This is a genomic window from Olleya sp. KKT75 (assembly GCF_055635485.1).
Genome location: NZ_CM145759.1, coordinates 3,274,653 through 3,290,517 on the forward strand (window position 1 = coordinate 3,274,653; position 15,865 = coordinate 3,290,517).

Genomic DNA, 15,865 nt, shown 5'->3' on the forward strand with positions numbered 1-15,865 from the left:
TAATTATTCAATCTTAGAGCGTGATATTATTCTAAACGGTATCACGCAATAGTAAATTATGATTTAGTTAAAACCTATATGTTGCAACTTCTTGTTTTCAATTATAATTAAAAAGAATATCGGACTATTAACTAAAATATTATAATCAACAATTTAGCAATACAGTACAATCTATAAAGTCTTATCTTTGCATACTTTACTATAATTGGAAGTTTCTATTTTAAGTATCAACTTGGTATATTCCGCAACACCTATCTATCTTATGACTTTACATGTCAAAATTACCAAAAGCGCATAAATTTATAGATCTTTCAGACTATGGAAGACCTATTGCTCAAATTATTGCCAACAGTTTAAAAAACACCTCTTTTACGCCTATCCATGTTACTTTAGCCTTTATTATATCCGGTTTAATAGCTGTATATTTTATTATTAATGGCAATTATTGGTGGGCTGCTTTTTTTTTAATTCTAAAATCAATTTTGGATGCAGCGGATGGCGAGTTAGCTAGAGTAAAACAAACACCATCTTATACGGGGCGTTACCTAGACTCGGTTGCAGATATATTATTAAATGCCATAATTTTTATAGCTATTTGGTATATAACGGATACCTCAATTTGGTTAACACTATTAGCCTTTTTAGGCATACAATTACAAGGTACTTTATACAATTATTACTACGTTATTTTAAGAAACAAATTTGATGGTGATACAACCAGTCGCATTTTTGAAACTAAAATACCCACTGCTTTAAAAGGAGAACAACAACGCCATGTCAATATTCTTTTTAAATTATATACAGCCTTATATGGCGGTTTTGATAAAACCATCTATTTTCTAGACCCAAGAGCGGCGTACGGTAAAATAGTGCCTAAATGGTTAATGACCTCAATTTCTACTTTTGGATTAGGTTTTCAGTTATTGATAATTGCTGTGTTATTAGTTTTAGGATTAAAAGACTACATCATACCGTTTTTTGTTGGTTACTCTGGGATGATTTTAATTTTTATTGCCATTAGAAAACTATACTATAAATAAAAAAGCTGCATCTTAATAGGATGCAGCTTTTTTGTTACTTGTTTTTTTATTTAACCGTTATGGTTTCCTCTTTAGACTTATTATTATAGACATACGTATATAACCACATTAAGGTAAAGGATGGTATAATATCAAACCCAGGCAATGCTTCTTCAATAAAGGTAAAAACAGCAGCTATTTTTCCGGTTCGACCTTTGTATAATTTAGTCATTAACCATGCGGACGCAGGCGCCCAAACAATATCAGCAAATTCGCCAATACCAGGTATAATAAAAGAAACATATCCTAGAGCATCAAAAATTAGCCCTAAAAATAGTTTTGTGTATTTGTTTGTGTCGTTAAAAATCATTTATAATATTTTGTAATTCTATTTAATATAAAGCAAATAGTATTCCAAAAATCTAGCTTAATTTAGAACTTATTAAATTTAAAAACTCTGTACGCGTTTCTATGTTTTGAAAAGCACCTCTAAACCCAGAAGTTGTCGTGACACTGTTTTGTTTTTGCACACCGCGCATTTGCATACACATGTGACTTGCTTCTATTACTACAGCTACACCTTCCGGTTGTAATGTGTCATTTATACAATCTAATATTTGATGTGTTAATCGCTCTTGTACTTGCAAACGTCTAGAAAATACATCTACAATTCTTGGTAATTTACTTAAACCTACAATATGTCCGTTAGGGATGTAAGCAATATGCGCTTTTCCAAAAAATGGCAATATGTGATGTTCGCAAAGCGAATAAAACTCGATATCTTTAACAATAACCATATCATTGTAATCTTCTTTAAACATAGCACCTTTCAAGATTTCTGCTGCATCTTGATCATACCCTTGCGTTAAATATTGCATTGCTTTTGCAGCACGTTCTGGTGTTTTTAGTAACCCCTCACGTTGTGTGTCTTCACCTAAATCTTCAATAATATTTTTATAACGGTTTTTAACATCATCTGTAACTTTAACGTTATACTCTTCAAACTTTTTATATGGCATCTTTAGGCGTGTTTTCTTTTAATTTAGTACTGTAATACTTTTTTATCTTATTAATTTTTGGATCTATAACAAACTGACAGTAAGATGTTTCTCGGTTTCTGTCATAATACATTTGATGATCGGCTTCTGCTATATAAAATGGTCCTAACGCAGTAACTTCTGTAACAATAGGACTATCAAAAACAGCTTCGTTTTCTAATAAATCAATAAAAGCTTCCGCTTGTTCTTTTTGACTTTCAGAATTATAAAAAATAGCAGATCTATATTGTGTCCCCACATCATGTCCCTGTCTGTTTAATGTTGTTGGATCGTGCGTTGCAAAAAACAACTCCAATAACGTTGTAAAAGTAACCTTATTTTCGTCATAAAATATCTGAATACCTTCTGCATGTCCTGTTCGTCCTGTACCTATTTCTCTATAAGCAGGGTTTTTAATAGTCCCACCTGTATAACCAGACACGACCTTTTCCACTCCTTCTATTCTTAAAAACACAGCTTCTGTGCACCAAAAACAGCCATTAGCAAAAGTGGCTATTTGTAAATTTTCTTCTTTCATAGTATAAAAATAACTAATTCCGCATAGCTTTTCTTTATTCGACAATAGTCAAAATAAATTTTTAACGTTTAATTAGGAGTTTTTTTTTAACATCAAATTTAGATTTGTAATCTAAAACTGTAACAAAGGAATAATTTTACTGTCTTTACTACAGAAACCATCAATCAAAATTTAATGAAACCTTTTTTAATCACTTTTTTTGCATTACTAATCTCTTTTCAGACCTTAGCCCAAGACAAAAAATCTTATCAAATTAAACGTACCGACTACCCTCCAAAAATAGATGGTGTTTTGGATGATAAAGCTTGGAGCGATGCACAAATTGCAACAGACTTTACAGAGTTTAGACCAGATGTAGGAGATACAGCGCCCGATAATAAAAAGACAAAGGTCCAAATGACCTATGACGATACTGGTATTTATGTCGCTGCATATTGTTATGACAACCCAGAAGATATTATGCGTCAATTTACACAACGTGATAATTTTGGACAGTCAGACTTTTTTGGTTTAATTTTTAATCCTAATAATGACGCCCAAAATAATACTGAATTTTTTGTGTTTAGCTCCGGAACACAAGCTGACGCTGTTGAAAGCCCAAATTATGGTGAAGACTTTGGTTGGAATGCGGTTTGGGAAAGTAGCGTCAAATTAGTGGATGATGGTTGGATTGTAGAGATTAAAATTCCGTACCGTGCTTTACGTTTTACGCAACAAGAAGATCCGACTTGGGGAATTCAATTTCATAGACATTACAGAAAAACACGTGAGCAAATGACGTGGAGTGCAATTGATGTTACAAAAGGTAATATTGGATTGTATAATGCCGAGTTAAAAGGAATTAAAAACATCACACCTCCTACCCGACTTAGCTTTTTTCCTTACGCTTCTGGATTGGTAAGTACTTTTGATGGCGAAACAGATAGTGATTTTGCTGCCGGAATGGATATTAAATACGGTTTAACCGAAAACTTAACTTTAGATGCTACATTAATCCCCGATTTTAGTCAAGCTGGATTTGACGATGTACAATTAAACTTAGGACCTTTTGAACAACAATTCTCTGAACAACGTCAATTTTTTACTGAAGGTGTCGATTTATTTAGCAAAGGAAATCTATTTTACTCTAGACGTATTGGAGACCGTGCCTCAGGACGATTAAGTTTAGACGATAATGAGTCAGTTGGCGATTTTCCTGAAAAAATACAGCTATTAAATGCAGTTAAGGTTTCTGGACGTACTAAAAATGGATTAGGAATTGGTTTTTTTAATGCTGTTACCGAAAAAACCGAAGTATCCATTACAAATGAAGATACTGGTCTTAAAAGAAGCCAAGTTATAGAGCCTCTTGCCAATTATAACATTATGGTATTAGACCAACAGTTTAATAAAAACTCTGCTATTACCTTAATTAATACTAATGTGACTAGAGATGGTGATTTTAGAGATGCCAATGTTACTGGTCTATTATTAGATTTAGTAAACAAAAGCAATACTTATGGGGCTATAGCCGAAGTTAAAATGAGCACATTTAATGATGTTCAGAATAAAGACAATGGTTACACTGCACGTCTTGGTTTAGGTAAAAACAGTGGTAATTTACGTTATAGTGCAACTTATGACTATGCTGATGAAAACTATGATATCAACGACTTAGGGATATTGTTTAGAAACAATTACAGCAATTTTAATGCAGAGGTTAGCTATCGTACTTTTGAGCCTTCAAAAAACTTTAATAACACCTATTTAGGGACTTGGATAAACTACAATCAATTGGCTAATCCTAATACATTTACTGGGGCTAATACTGGGTTTAATTTTAATGGACAAACAAAAACACTACACAATCTTGGAATAAACGGTAATTGGAATTTTGGAAAACAATATGACTATTTTGAGCCTAGAAACGGATTTGACAGCTATTTTGTTACAGAAAATTATGCGCAAGCTAATATGTGGATTTCTAGTAACTACAACTTGTTTTTTGCTTTAGATGCTAATTTAGGATACGGACGTTTATTTAACGATACTCGTAAAAATTTTAATAATATATGGTTTGGTTTAAATCCTAGATTTAAATTTAACGACAAATTTTTAATGGTGCTTGGGTTTGATTATGACAACTATACTGCCGATAGAGGTTATGTTAATGGTCAAGAAATTGACGACAGAATTTTATTTGGACAGCGTGACCGTGTGGATATGACTGCTAGTATTTCTGGAAGTTATAACTTTAACTCTTTTAATGCTTTAACCTTAAGTTTTAGAAACTATTTAAGTACAGTAACCTATGACAATAGTTTGTATGTATTACAAGACAATGGGACTTTAAACAGATCTGATATATATACCAAAAACAACATAAGCAGTGATCCCGATTTTGATCCAGACATTAACTTTAACACATGGAATTTAGATTTAAGTTATACTTGGCAATTTGCGCCAGGAAGTAACCTTACTGCCTTATATAGAAATCAAATATTTAATTTTTCTAACGACTCTGAAGCTAGCTTCTTTGATAGCACAGAAGACCTATTTAAACAAGAGCAACGTAATACGTTTTCGTTAAAATTAGTCTACTTTATTGATTATAACGATTTAAAGAACGTATTCAAAAAGAAAAGCAAAACCAGTTAATTGTTGCCTAAGAATATATAAAGTAGTAATTTCCGTACTTTATAAGTAACTATGATTAAAGCAAAAAATATACATAAATATTATGACGATTTACACGTTTTAAAAGGTGTAGACGTCCATATTAAAAAAGGAGAAATAGTATCTATTGTTGGGGCTTCTGGAGCAGGAAAAACAACATTGTTACAAATATTAGGAACCTTAGATTTTATTGATAATAAAACAAAAAGTACGCTTGAAATTAATGGTAAACAAATTACTGGATTATCAGACAAGCAACTTGCACAATTTAGAAATCAACATATAGGGTTTATCTTTCAGTTTCATCAGTTATTACCTGAATTTACAGCAATGGAAAACGTCTGTATTCCTGCTTTTATTAAAGGAACAAATAAAGCTGAAGCTGAAAACAGAGCTAAAGAATTACTTGACTTTTTAGGTTTATCACATCGCTACAATCATAAACCAAGCGAGTTATCTGGAGGAGAACAGCAACGTGTAGCAGTAGCTAGAGCGTTAGTAAATAATCCCGAACTTATTTTTGCTGATGAACCTTCTGGAAATTTAGATAGTGAAAGTGCAGAGAATCTTCATAACTTATTTTTTAAATTAAGAGATCAATTTGGACAAACCTTTGTAATTGTTACACATAACGAAGAATTAGCAAATCTAGCAGACCGAAAATTAACTATGGTAGACGGAAAAATAATATAACATATGAAGCAGTTATTTTCCTCTATTTTAAAGTATGTAAAAAACCCACGTTTAAAACAACTTAAACACGCTACTATACAACAAAAAGTAGGCATTGTGTTAGCATGTGTCCCTATTTGTATAGCTTTAGGACTAGGTTTTGGTCTTATAATTGCGCTCTTAGAAGCTTTAGGTGTTTATAGCTCCGATGATCACGCGGTATCAAAATTATTTGAAGAAGAAACACCACTTTATATTATATCTTCAGCAGTAATTTTAGCACCAATAATAGAAGAATTAATTTTTAGAGGACCTATTACACTTTTTAGTAAAAAGTATTTTAAAATAGCATTTTATACATTTTCTCTGTTATTTGGGTATGTCCATCTTTTTAATTTTGAAATAACGCCACAACTTATACTTTTATCACCATTATTAGTCGCTCCACAGATTGTTGTTGGATTAGTTTTTGGATATGTACGTGTCCGATTAGGTTTGATATACTCCATGTTATTACATGCGTGTTATAATGCTGTTTTAATTATTCCGTCTGTAATATTTATGTCTTAAAAATTAAAATCAGATTTTTTCACGCAACCAAAGTGTAGTTTTGACATCTATAAATAAAAGCAATGTTAAAAAAAACCGCTTATTCCCTACTCTTTTTTCTAAGTCTTCAATTTGTATTGTTTTCCTGTTGTAAAGAAAAAACTTATTTGGTTAATTTACAATCTATTGAAATTTTTAACGACACAGAAGATCCAATTACTACGACGTCAGAAGACTTAATAGTCTATCTTAATATAATTTATGACTACGATGATGTTAGTGTAATAAATGCATCATCATTCAACTTTAATACTGCTGTAGCAACAAGTTGTCCTGACAATGTATACATATATCAATCAGAATTTACAGATCTAAATATTACCGCAGACCAAGAAATTAATGGTATTGCTGCTGGTCAAAGTTTAAATAGCATAATGAAATTTGCTTATTATAATATAGACAATCCGTTAGATATTAGTCAATTTTACAACACTACAGATAGTGAAGAAAACACATTGTCAAGAGCTCCTGATTCAATCGTTTTATTTTTTGATCAAACCATTCAATCAGATAGCCCTTTTAACTTAACAGTAGCTATACAAAACTCTAATCAAGAAACATTTACAGCAGTATCAAACACTTATATCATAGAATAACATAAATGAATAAAAAAGACCTTAAAGATTTTCTAGATAATAAAGTAGAACAGTACAATAAACCTGACTTTATTACAAGTGACCCAATACAAATTCCGCATTTATTTACAAAAAAGGAAGACATTGAAATTTCTGGTTTTTTAAGTGCTACAATATCTTGGGGAAACCGTAAAAGCATTATTACTAATTGTCATAAAATGATGGATTTATTAGACCAATCACCATTTGATTTTGTTATGAATCATCAAGAGTCTGATTTAGAAAAGCTAGAAGCGTTTGTGCATCGTACATTTAATGGCTTAGATTTTATAACTTTTATAAAAGGGTTACAACACATTTATAAAAACCACGACGGTCTAGAAGCAGTATTTAATAAACACGCCCAAAACGATAGCTTACAGCAGTCTATCCATTACTTTAAGCAAACTTTTTTTGAAATAGAACACTTGCAACGTACACAAAAACACATTAGTGATCCGCTAAAAAATAGTGCAGCTAAAAGAATAAACATGTTTTTACGTTGGATGGTTAGACCCAATAATACAAATGTAGATTTGGGTATTTGGACTACCCTTAACCCTGCACAGCTATCATGCCCGTTAGATGTACACTCCGGTAATGTTGCTAGAAAACTAGGGTTATTAAAACGCAAACAAAATGATGGGAAGGCTTTAGCCGAATTAGATACTGCTTTAAGAGCTTTGGATAGCAATGATCCTGTTAAATATGATTTTGCGTTATTCGGCTTAGGTGTTTTTGAAAAATTTTAACACTTAAAGTCCAAATTATCAGTATTTTCGTAAAAAATAGTGTAATATTTATTTCTTTTAATGATCAAACCTGATTTTCCTAAAAATGAACTGGAACGCATATCCTGTGTCAAAAAATATAATTTATTAGATACACTTCCTGAAAGTGATTTTGATAATATTACTAGTTTAGTTGCAACTATTTGTGATGTACCAATTTCTTTAATTACGCTATTAGATACTGATCGTAATTTTCTTAAATCACATCATGGTATAGATATACAGGAGTCTCCAAGAGACATCTCCTTTTGTGGGCACGCTATTTTACACGAAGACGATATTTTTATTGTAGAAGATGCCCGCGAAGACATTCGTTTTAAAGATAACCCGTTAGTTGACGGTTTTAAAGCTATATTTTATGCCGGTGTGCCTTTAAGAAATACAGACGGATTAGCGTTAGGGACTTTATGCATCTATGATCATAAACCTAGACAACTTACTAAACTGCAAAAAAAGGCATTAATTACAATTGCTAAACAAGTTATTAATTTGTTTGATTTAAAGTTGAATAATCGCCTTTTAGCCGACTCTAAACAAGAATTATTAGATCGTAATGCTGAGCTAAATAAATTTGCTAGTCATGTCTCACATGATTTAAAATCGCCTTTAGCTAATATCATGTCTTTAACTAGTTTTTTAAAAGAGGAAGAAGACAATACTTTAACAGAAGCCTCTGTAGAGTATATCAATTATATTGAAGAATCTGCTGAATCGCTTAAAAATTACATAGATGGTATCTTAATCCATTATAAAGCCAACGAACTTTTAAATGCAGATAAAGAATATATTGCAATAGACACTCTATTTTCTAGTGTACAACGCATCCATTTATTAGATGATAAGCATTTTAAAACAACACCAAATTCAGCTCTAATATTTATTAATAAAGCAGCTGTAACACAAGTATTAATAAACTTGGTTGATAATGCATTAAAGTATAACAACAAACCTAATCCTGAGGTCGTTTTAAATTATTCTGAAGACTCAAATTTTCATATCTTTTCTGTTACCGATAACGGAAATGGAATTCCTGCTAATCAGCAAGACGAAGTGTTTAAATTGTTTAATAACAATAACCAAACTGATGTCTCAGGTAAAAAAGGAACTGGAATTGGTTTATTTACAGTAAAAAACTTAGTAAAAAAATTAAACGGGACTATTACTTTACAGTCCAAAATAGATGTGGGAAGCACGTTTACTTTTACTATTTCAAAATAAAAAAAAAGCCTAATCTAAAGATTAGGCTTTTTTTTATCAGTATTATAAGTTATGATTTCCTCATAAGTTTAATAAGCTTCTTTGTTAATGTTTCTTGGTCTTTATACAATGTACCACTCATTCCTAAACATTGTCCATCTTCAAGCTTACCTGTTTTCTTACCGTTTACATAAGTTCCGTTTGTCTCTACAACCGTCCCATCATGTAACGTTATTGCTTCATCTAATTGTACAACACCATTTGCTGTATAATGAAACACTTTACTGTCTAAAAGAATAACGTAATTAGCATCTTCAATTTGTTTAGCATCCTGTGCCATTGCTGTATTTACTCCTAAAAATAAAGTAAAAGCAATAAGAATTAATTTTTTCATTGTAATATGTTTTAAAGTTTATTAGCCCAAACAATTTATAACTACTATAAATCATTCTCTAAGTTAGTTAATTCAACTTCTATGCCAAACTTTTTGTAATTAAATTAACCTTTTAACCACGCTTTTCTAGTTGCCTTTTGAGCAGCAGTAGCATTTGGATTTTCAATTAATTTAGTCCCTGTTGTATAGGATTGTGTCGTTTTTGTTTTAATAACAATTTCTTTTCCACCTCTATCTAATACAACATTAATATCAGTACCTGGCTGCCACATATACATACTTGTAATAATAGCTTGAGCAGTTCCCATATTTAATTCTTTACCATCAACCGTTTTAATAACATCTCCCGGTAATACCCCGTTTTCTGCCCAAAAACTGTTGTCTTTAACTGCTTCTCCAAAAGGAATAGTCATTGTTTCTCTATTTGGTGTAAAGATTAAAGCACCATCATTCTGGATATAATTAGTTTTAACTCGTCCTTTATCTAAAGATAAACCTACTTTTTCAAAAAACACAGCGTAATCAATTGGTGTACCACCTACAACATGTGTATTTAAAAATTCACCAACACTTGGATACGTCATTGCAGTAAGTTCTTCTATTAATTTATCATCTTCAAAAGGCTTGTTTTTACCATATTTATTAGATAATTCTTTCATTAAAGATAAAATACCTCTGTTTCCGTTACTCTCTTCACGCATTAAAATATCTACACACATACCAATTAAAGCACCTTTCATGTATACATTATAATATTGTGGCGCGTAGGGTTGATCTAATACGTTTTCACTCATTGTAGTAAAACTCATGCTATCATCCATATTAGCTGATGTTTGGATTTTACCTAAAATATCTCCGTAAAATTCTTCACTGTCAATTAAATCTTGATCAACTTGAAATAATGTAGCAAAATATTCTGTTACACCTTCGTACATCCATAAATGCTTAGAGAATGTTGGTTTATTATAATCAAAATAATGAACATCCTCAGAATGAACACTCAACGGAGTTACAATATGGAAAAACTCATGTGATACAACATCTATCATACTTTCGGCTAAAGCTTCAAAAGGCGAATTCTCCTCTAAAACAACCACCGTAGACGTATGGTGCTCTAAAGCTCCAAAACCTTTTGGAGAGTCTGGCTTTCCTTCAGATAAATATAAATAGATATCATAACGCGGTGTGCTATTTACATCTCCTAAATATGCTTTTTGTGCTTGCATCATTTTTTCCATTACAGCTTTAATACTTGCTGCTGTGTGTACTTTATTTGGCGAGTAAACACTTAATACAATCTTGATGTCTCCAACCTGAAATTCTTCAACATCCAAATCTCCATAAAACATTGGGTTATCTGTAATATCAAAATATCGAGGTGCAAAATAACTAGACGTTGCAAACTTACCATCTTGACTTACTTTTTTACCCGTTTCTTGTAATGCGGATGTACGTTTAAAGTCTGCAGGAGCAGTCACGTCCAAACTGTATTGATTGTCTTTTAAACTATCAAAATAACCAATAAACCCATGTAAATTTAAGACATAGTTAGTCGGCTCTATATTTGTTCCTGCTGGAGAAAATGGTGCCTCTCCACCTATTCCACCTGTAACTTCTTGATCAAATGTATCGTTAACATTATACGTAATGTAGTCTAACTGTGTTGCGTTTGCAATAGTCCATGTGTTAGTGTCTACTTTAGTTGCAGGCAAAGCATTACCCTTATAATCTACTGCTTTAAAATCGTCAATATACTTCCCAAAATCACTCACAGAATATGTTCCTTGCACAACTCTAGGCAATCTATACGTTACGGTTTGAGCTGTAAAACGTCCTGGATTAATAGTTACAGGTGCTTTATCATCTACTACTTTAGATAAATCTATAGACGTTGCTATTGGCGACTGTGATGCAAGTTTATCCGATGTTTTGGTACTGTTACAACCCACTAATAATAGGCCTGTTGCAATAGTTGTTACTAGAAGTTTTTTCATATTAAATCTGTGTGTTTGTTAATGGTCTTGCTTAAAAGACGCTCAAATGTAAAATTTGTTACACAATACATACATTAAGTTTTTGTTAAAATGTTATTTTGGATATACACTTATTATAAATGCAATTATTATCTTTGACAAACTTTAAAATTAATGCAGTTTAAAAACCCAGAACTTCTTTACGCGCTTTTCTTACTGCTTATTCCTATTATTGTTCATTTATTTCAGCTTAGAAAATTTCAAAAAGTTTATTTTACTAATGTAGCTGTTCTAAAAAAAGTACAATTACAAACTAGAAAAAGTGCAACAATTAAAAAGTGGTTAACCCTTTTAACTAGATTGCTATTATTAGCAGCAATTATTATTGCTTTTGCCCAACCCTATTTATCAAAAACAAACGCATTTAATACTAAAACCGAAACCGTTATTTACCTAGATAACTCGTTTAGTATGCAAGCAAAAGGTGAAAAAGGAGACCTGTTAAAACGTGCCGTTCAGGATCTAATTGAAACCATACCGGAAACCGAAACATTATCTTTAATAACTAATACAGAAAGTTATAGAAATACAACTATTAAAGCCATAAAAAATGAGCTTTTACAACTGGATTATGTTTCTAACCAATTGCCTTATGACGCTGCTTTGCTAAAATCTAAAAAGGCCTTTTCTAGTGATAAAAACACGCTTAAAAACTTAATATTTATATCTGATTTTCAGCAAAAAAAAGCAACATTAAACATTAAACAAGATACGACTATCGCTATAAATTTAGTACAATTAAAACCCGTAAGTGCTAATAACATTGCTGTAGATAGCTTATTTATTTCCAAACAAGATCCTAATAGTTTAGAGTTAACTGTTGTTTTAAAAAATAATGGTTTAGAGGTTAAGAATTTACCAATTTCATTATTTGACAACGGTAATTTATTATCCAAAGCCTCTGTCGATTTAGATGGCAAAGCAACTGCTATTTTTAATATTCCTAATAATAAAATTATCAAGGGTCAAGTCACTATTGAAGACAAGCAATTACAGTTTGATAATGCGCTATATTTTAATATTAATGAAACTTCAAAAATTAATGTTTTAGCCATTAGTGATACTAATACATCGTATTTAAGTCGGATTTTTACTGAAGATGAATTTGTATTAACTACAAAAACAACAAGCAATTTAGATTACAGTTTATTTGATACACAAAATTTAATAGTTATTGATGAAACGGAAACTTTACCAAACAGCTTAGTAACCGCTTTAAAAGTTTTTACGGACAAAGGAGGCGCAGTGGTTTTAATACCATCTCTAAAAGGTAAATTATCCGATTACAATACGTTTTTACAACGTTTTGGTTTTGCTCCTTTTGAAGCTTTAAATACAGCCGAAAAACGTATCACAACCATCAATTATGCACATCCATTGTACGCCAATGGTGTTTTTGAAAAACAAGTAGATAATTTTCAATACCCAAAAGTTAATCGTTATTACCCGCAAACAAATACTAAAACAACCGCTGTTTTACAATTTGAAGATGCCAAACCCTTTTTATCTCAAAACAAATCTGTTTATGTGTTTTCTGCGCCAATAAATAAGACTAATTCTAATTTTAAAAATATAAATTTAATTGTTCCAACGTTTTACAACATTGCAAAACAAAGTTTAAACACTACCACTTTATATTACACAATTGGACAAAATAATAGTTATGATGTCCCTGTTAATATCCAACAAGACCGTGTTTTAACTTTAGTTAATGGTACTGACAAAATAATACCAGAACAAAATTATTTTAATAACAAAGTGGTTATTAAGACTAATGATATTCCCGAAAAATCAGGGATATACGATTTAAAAAACAATACTACAATCCTCCAAAACGTAAGCTATAATTATAATAGAGCAGAAAGTAATTTAAACTACATTAATTTAGATGATGTAAAACACGCCACGGTTAACAACAATATTACTACCGTGTTTGAAAACATAAATAACGACACCAAAGTTAACGAGTTATGGAAATGGTTTGTAATTTTGGGGCTCGTGTTATTAATTATAGAAATGCTCATCTTAAAATACTTGAAATGAACGTCTTAATAAAAACAGCAACAATCATTGACCCTTTAAGCAAATTTCATAACGAAATTTGTGATGTCTTAATTGAAAAAGGTAAGATTACTAAAATTGCTACAAGCATTGACAATACCAATAATTACAAAACAATAAGCTTAGATAACCTGCACCTTTCACAAGGATGGTTTGATAGTAGTGTTTGTTTTGGAGAACCTGGTTTTGAAGATCGCGAAACCATAGAAAATGGTTTAAAAACAGCTGCTAAATCTGGTTTTACTACTGTTGCGCTTCAAGCCAATACATATCCAGTAATAGATACCAATGCAAATGTTGCTTTTGTATTATCAAAAGCGCAAAACCATGCTGTCAAACTATTACCTATCGGTGCGTTAACTAAAAATAGCGAAAGTGTTGATTTGGCAGAGCTTTTTGATATGAAAAATGCCGGAGCAGTTGCTTTTTCTGATTATAAAAAACCAATTAGTAATCCTAACCTTTTAAAAATAGCATTGCAATATGCTAGTAATTTTGATGGTTTAGTGTGCTCATTCCCATTAGAAACTAAAATTTCTGGAAAAGGAATTGTAAACGAAGAGTTTAATAGTACATCGCTAGGCTTAAAAGGAAGCCCTAATTTAGCCGAAGCTTTGCAAGTAACGCGTGATCTGTTTTTATTAGAATATGCGGGAGGAAAATTACATATTCCAACTATTTCTACTGCAGAAAGTGTTGCCCTTATTAGAGCTGCTAAAAGTAAAAAGTTGGATGTAACCTGTAGTGTAGCAATCCACAACTTATGCTTAACAGATGACGTTTTAGTAGAGTTTGATACTAATTATAAAGTCAACCCACCACTTAGAATACAAAAGGATATTGACGCTTTAATAGAAGGTCTAAAGGACGGTACGATTGACATGGTTACTAGTGATCATAATCCAAAAACTATTGAAGATAAAAAGGTCGAGTTTGACCATGCTGCTTTTGGAACCATAGGACTAGAAAGTGCTTTTGGCGCTTTAAACACAGTGGTATCTACTAAAAAAGCAATCCAATTGTTAACTAAAGGGAAAACTAGATTTGGTCAAGAAACAAGTAGTATAAACGAAGGAGAAATAGCAAATATTACGTTATTTAATCCAACTATTACTTACGCTTTCACGGAATCTGATATCGTTTCAAAATCTAAGAATAGTGCTTTTTTAGGCCAAGCTTTAAAAGGAAAAGCATACGGGATAATTGCAAATAATAAAATAGTATTATAATATAATGAATCAAGAGACAATCGAAGAAGGAAAAATATACGCTGTAGTTAGTTACCTGACAATAATTGGTAGCGTTATAGCTATAATAATGAATGGCGAAAAGAAAAACGAATTTACAAGCTTCCATAATAGACAAGGCTTAGGCTTGTGTCTTTTATGGATGTTAATTGGTTATTTTGTTAGTCAATTTGATAATATGCAAATATCACTTGCCTTTTGGGTAAGTATGGGAGCCTTATTATTTTTAGGCGTAATGACAGCAGTAAACGGGTCAATGAAACCTATTCCCGTTATTGGACCTCTATTTCAAAAACTATTTAAAGCAATTGGTTAATAATGGAAAACTTTAACTTACATCACATCACAAGGCCATCGTCTTTAAAAGAAAACGCCCCTTTACTTATACTCTTTCATGGTTATGGAAGTGACGAGAATGACCTTTTTAGTTTTGCAACGGAATTATCGGAAGAATTATTTATAATCTCGGTAAGAGCCCCCTATCCAATGCAACCTTACGGAAATGCTTGGTATGCTATCAATTTTGATGCGGACAAAGGTAAATGGAGCGATAATGAACAAGCCATAAAATCTAGAGATTTAATAGCTACTTTTATAGATCAAGCTATAGCCAATTATCCTGTAAACAAAGACAGTGTCTCACTTTTAGGATTTAGTCAAGGTTGTATATTAAGCTACGCAGTAGCCCTAACCTACCCAGAAAAAGTCAACAATATTATTGCACTAAGCGGTTATGTTAACGAAGATTTATTTGACGTTAAAGATCAGTCTGCTTACAAGCATTTAAACTTTTACTGTTCTCATGGAAGTGTTGATCAAGTAATACCTGTAGATTGGGCAAGACAAGCACCAAAATTTTTAGATGCTTTAAACATTAAAAACCAATTTAAGGAGTTTCCTGTTGGTCATGGTGTTGCACCTCAAAATTTTTATGAGTTCAAAAATTGGCTAGATACTTTGATATAGATTTTGTTCCCTAAATAAAACGTATGGTTCCC

General features: G+C 31.6%; 16 protein-coding genes. 11 read left to right on the forward strand and 5 right to left on the reverse strand.

Going from position 1 to position 15,865, the window contains the following annotated elements:
• Nucleotides 1–272 precede the first annotated feature (272 nt).
• Entirely contained in the window at nt 273–1,040 is a 768-nt protein-coding gene (locus ACZ2G2_RS14700; RefSeq protein ID WP_470393004.1) for a CDP-alcohol phosphatidyltransferase family protein, read from the forward strand.
• A gap of 46 nt (nt 1,041–1,086) precedes the next feature.
• Here ACZ2G2_RS14700 and ACZ2G2_RS14705 read toward each other — a convergent pair whose 3' ends face one another.
• The 3 genes from ACZ2G2_RS14705 to msrA are packed head-to-tail and all read right to left on the reverse strand — an operon-like array spanning nt 1,087 to nt 2,594.
• Nucleotides 1,087–1,389, reverse strand: coding sequence for a hypothetical protein (locus ACZ2G2_RS14705; protein ID WP_090842173.1), 303 nt, complete (start codon nt 1,387–1,389; stop codon nt 1,087–1,089).
• Between the two features lie 52 nt (nt 1,390–1,441).
• Nucleotides 1,442–2,038, reverse strand: a complete 597-nt coding sequence (gene folE, locus ACZ2G2_RS14710; protein ID WP_090842175.1) for a GTP cyclohydrolase I FolE — start codon at nt 2,036–2,038, stop codon at nt 1,442–1,444.
• A complete protein-coding gene (msrA, locus tag ACZ2G2_RS14715; RefSeq protein WP_090842177.1) occupies nt 2,028–2,594 on the reverse strand; it encodes a peptide-methionine (S)-S-oxide reductase MsrA in 567 nt (188 codons plus the stop codon). The genes folE and msrA overlap by 11 nt, the downstream gene beginning before the upstream one ends.
• A gap of 174 nt (nt 2,595–2,768) precedes the next feature.
• Between msrA and ACZ2G2_RS14720 the strand changes: the two genes are divergently transcribed.
• The 6 genes from ACZ2G2_RS14720 (at nt 2,769) to ACZ2G2_RS14745 (ending at nt 9,153) form a co-directional block, all read left to right on the forward strand.
• Complete coding sequence (locus ACZ2G2_RS14720; RefSeq protein ID WP_470393005.1) at nt 2,769–5,231, forward strand: DUF5916 domain-containing protein; 2,463 nt, start codon at nt 2,769–2,771, stop codon at nt 5,229–5,231.
• A gap of 51 nt (nt 5,232–5,282) precedes the next feature.
• Nucleotides 5,283–5,942 (forward strand): ABC transporter ATP-binding protein, encoded by a 660-nt coding sequence (locus ACZ2G2_RS14725; RefSeq protein ID WP_090842181.1) that lies wholly within the window; start codon nt 5,283–5,285, stop codon nt 5,940–5,942.
• 3 nt (nt 5,943–5,945) lie between these two features.
• Nucleotides 5,946–6,491 (forward strand): CPBP family intramembrane glutamic endopeptidase, encoded by a 546-nt coding sequence (locus tag ACZ2G2_RS14730; protein WP_470393007.1) that lies wholly within the window; start codon nt 5,946–5,948, stop codon nt 6,489–6,491.
• A 62-nt stretch (nt 6,492–6,553) separates the two neighbouring features.
• Nucleotides 6,554–7,126, forward strand: coding sequence for a hypothetical protein (locus tag ACZ2G2_RS14735; RefSeq protein WP_470393008.1), 573 nt, complete (start codon nt 6,554–6,556; stop codon nt 7,124–7,126).
• A 5-nt stretch (nt 7,127–7,131) separates the two neighbouring features.
• On the forward strand, nt 7,132–7,896 hold the full coding sequence (locus ACZ2G2_RS14740) for a TIGR02757 family protein (RefSeq protein ID WP_470393010.1): 765 nt from the start codon (nt 7,132–7,134) through the stop codon (nt 7,894–7,896).
• A 60-nt stretch (nt 7,897–7,956) separates the two neighbouring features.
• Nucleotides 7,957–9,153, forward strand: a complete 1,197-nt coding sequence (locus ACZ2G2_RS14745; RefSeq protein ID WP_470393012.1) for a sensor histidine kinase — start codon at nt 7,957–7,959, stop codon at nt 9,151–9,153.
• 49 nt (nt 9,154–9,202) lie between these two features.
• On the opposite strand, the gene ACZ2G2_RS14750 is transcribed toward ACZ2G2_RS14745, so the two are convergent.
• Both ACZ2G2_RS14750 and ACZ2G2_RS14755 read right to left on the reverse strand, forming a co-directional pair.
• Entirely contained in the window at nt 9,203–9,526 is a 324-nt protein-coding gene (locus ACZ2G2_RS14750; RefSeq protein WP_090842190.1) for a DUF6799 domain-containing protein, read from the reverse strand.
• 104 nt (nt 9,527–9,630) lie between these two features.
• Nucleotides 9,631–11,520, reverse strand: a complete 1,890-nt coding sequence (locus ACZ2G2_RS14755; RefSeq protein WP_470393014.1) for a M61 family metallopeptidase — start codon at nt 11,518–11,520, stop codon at nt 9,631–9,633.
• 153 nt (nt 11,521–11,673) lie between these two features.
• On the opposite strand from ACZ2G2_RS14755, the gene ACZ2G2_RS14760 reads away from it, so the two are divergent.
• The 4 genes from ACZ2G2_RS14760 to ACZ2G2_RS14775 are packed head-to-tail and all read left to right on the forward strand — an operon-like array spanning nt 11,674 to nt 15,833.
• Nucleotides 11,674–13,602, forward strand: coding sequence for a vWA domain-containing protein (locus ACZ2G2_RS14760; protein ID WP_470393016.1), 1,929 nt, complete (start codon nt 11,674–11,676; stop codon nt 13,600–13,602).
• Nucleotides 13,599–14,849: a dihydroorotase gene (locus ACZ2G2_RS14765; RefSeq protein ID WP_470393018.1), complete on the forward strand. Its 1,251-nt coding sequence runs from the start codon at nt 13,599–13,601 to the stop codon at nt 14,847–14,849. Before ACZ2G2_RS14760 ends, ACZ2G2_RS14765 begins: the two co-directional genes overlap by 4 nt.
• Nucleotides 14,850–14,853: 4 nt before the next feature.
• On the forward strand, nt 14,854–15,183 hold the full coding sequence (locus ACZ2G2_RS14770) for a hypothetical protein (RefSeq protein ID WP_101203433.1): 330 nt from the start codon (nt 14,854–14,856) through the stop codon (nt 15,181–15,183).
• A 2-nt stretch (nt 15,184–15,185) separates the two neighbouring features.
• Nucleotides 15,186–15,833: an alpha/beta hydrolase gene (locus ACZ2G2_RS14775; RefSeq protein ID WP_282070322.1), complete on the forward strand. Its 648-nt coding sequence runs from the start codon at nt 15,186–15,188 to the stop codon at nt 15,831–15,833.
• The last annotated feature ends 32 nt before the right edge of the window (nt 15,834–15,865 follow it).

Excerpts from the sequence above, each read along its gene's own strand:
- ACZ2G2_RS14745 (WP_470393012.1), top strand. The coding sequence starts at position 7,957 with ATGATCAAACCTGATTTTCCTAAAAATGAACTGGAACGCATATCCTGT.
- ACZ2G2_RS14705 (WP_090842173.1), bottom strand. The coding sequence starts at position 1,389 with ATGATTTTTAACGACACAAACAAATACACAAAACTATTTTTAGGGCTA.
- ACZ2G2_RS14765 (WP_470393018.1), top strand. The coding sequence starts at position 13,599 with ATGAACGTCTTAATAAAAACAGCAACAATCATTGACCCTTTAAGCAAA.
- msrA (WP_090842177.1), bottom strand. The coding sequence starts at position 2,594 with ATGAAAGAAGAAAATTTACAAATAGCCACTTTTGCTAATGGCTGTTTT.
- ACZ2G2_RS14720 (WP_470393005.1), top strand. The coding sequence starts at position 2,769 with ATGAAACCTTTTTTAATCACTTTTTTTGCATTACTAATCTCTTTTCAG.
- ACZ2G2_RS14725 (WP_090842181.1), top strand. The coding sequence starts at position 5,283 with ATGATTAAAGCAAAAAATATACATAAATATTATGACGATTTACACGTT.
- ACZ2G2_RS14730 (WP_470393007.1), top strand. The coding sequence starts at position 5,946 with ATGAAGCAGTTATTTTCCTCTATTTTAAAGTATGTAAAAAACCCACGT.
- ACZ2G2_RS14755 (WP_470393014.1), bottom strand. The coding sequence starts at position 11,520 with ATGAAAAAACTTCTAGTAACAACTATTGCAACAGGCCTATTATTAGTG.
- ACZ2G2_RS14700 (WP_470393004.1), top strand. The coding sequence starts at position 273 with ATGTCAAAATTACCAAAAGCGCATAAATTTATAGATCTTTCAGACTAT.
- folE (WP_090842175.1), bottom strand. The coding sequence starts at position 2,038 with ATGCCATATAAAAAGTTTGAAGAGTATAACGTTAAAGTTACAGATGAT.
- ACZ2G2_RS14735 (WP_470393008.1), top strand. The coding sequence starts at position 6,554 with ATGTTAAAAAAAACCGCTTATTCCCTACTCTTTTTTCTAAGTCTTCAA.
- ACZ2G2_RS14770 (WP_101203433.1), top strand. The coding sequence starts at position 14,854 with ATGAATCAAGAGACAATCGAAGAAGGAAAAATATACGCTGTAGTTAGT.
- ACZ2G2_RS14760 (WP_470393016.1), top strand. The coding sequence starts at position 11,674 with ATGCAGTTTAAAAACCCAGAACTTCTTTACGCGCTTTTCTTACTGCTT.
- ACZ2G2_RS14750 (WP_090842190.1), bottom strand. The coding sequence starts at position 9,526 with ATGAAAAAATTAATTCTTATTGCTTTTACTTTATTTTTAGGAGTAAAT.
- ACZ2G2_RS14775 (WP_282070322.1), top strand. The coding sequence starts at position 15,186 with ATGGAAAACTTTAACTTACATCACATCACAAGGCCATCGTCTTTAAAA.
- ACZ2G2_RS14740 (WP_470393010.1), top strand. The coding sequence starts at position 7,132 with ATGAATAAAAAAGACCTTAAAGATTTTCTAGATAATAAAGTAGAACAG.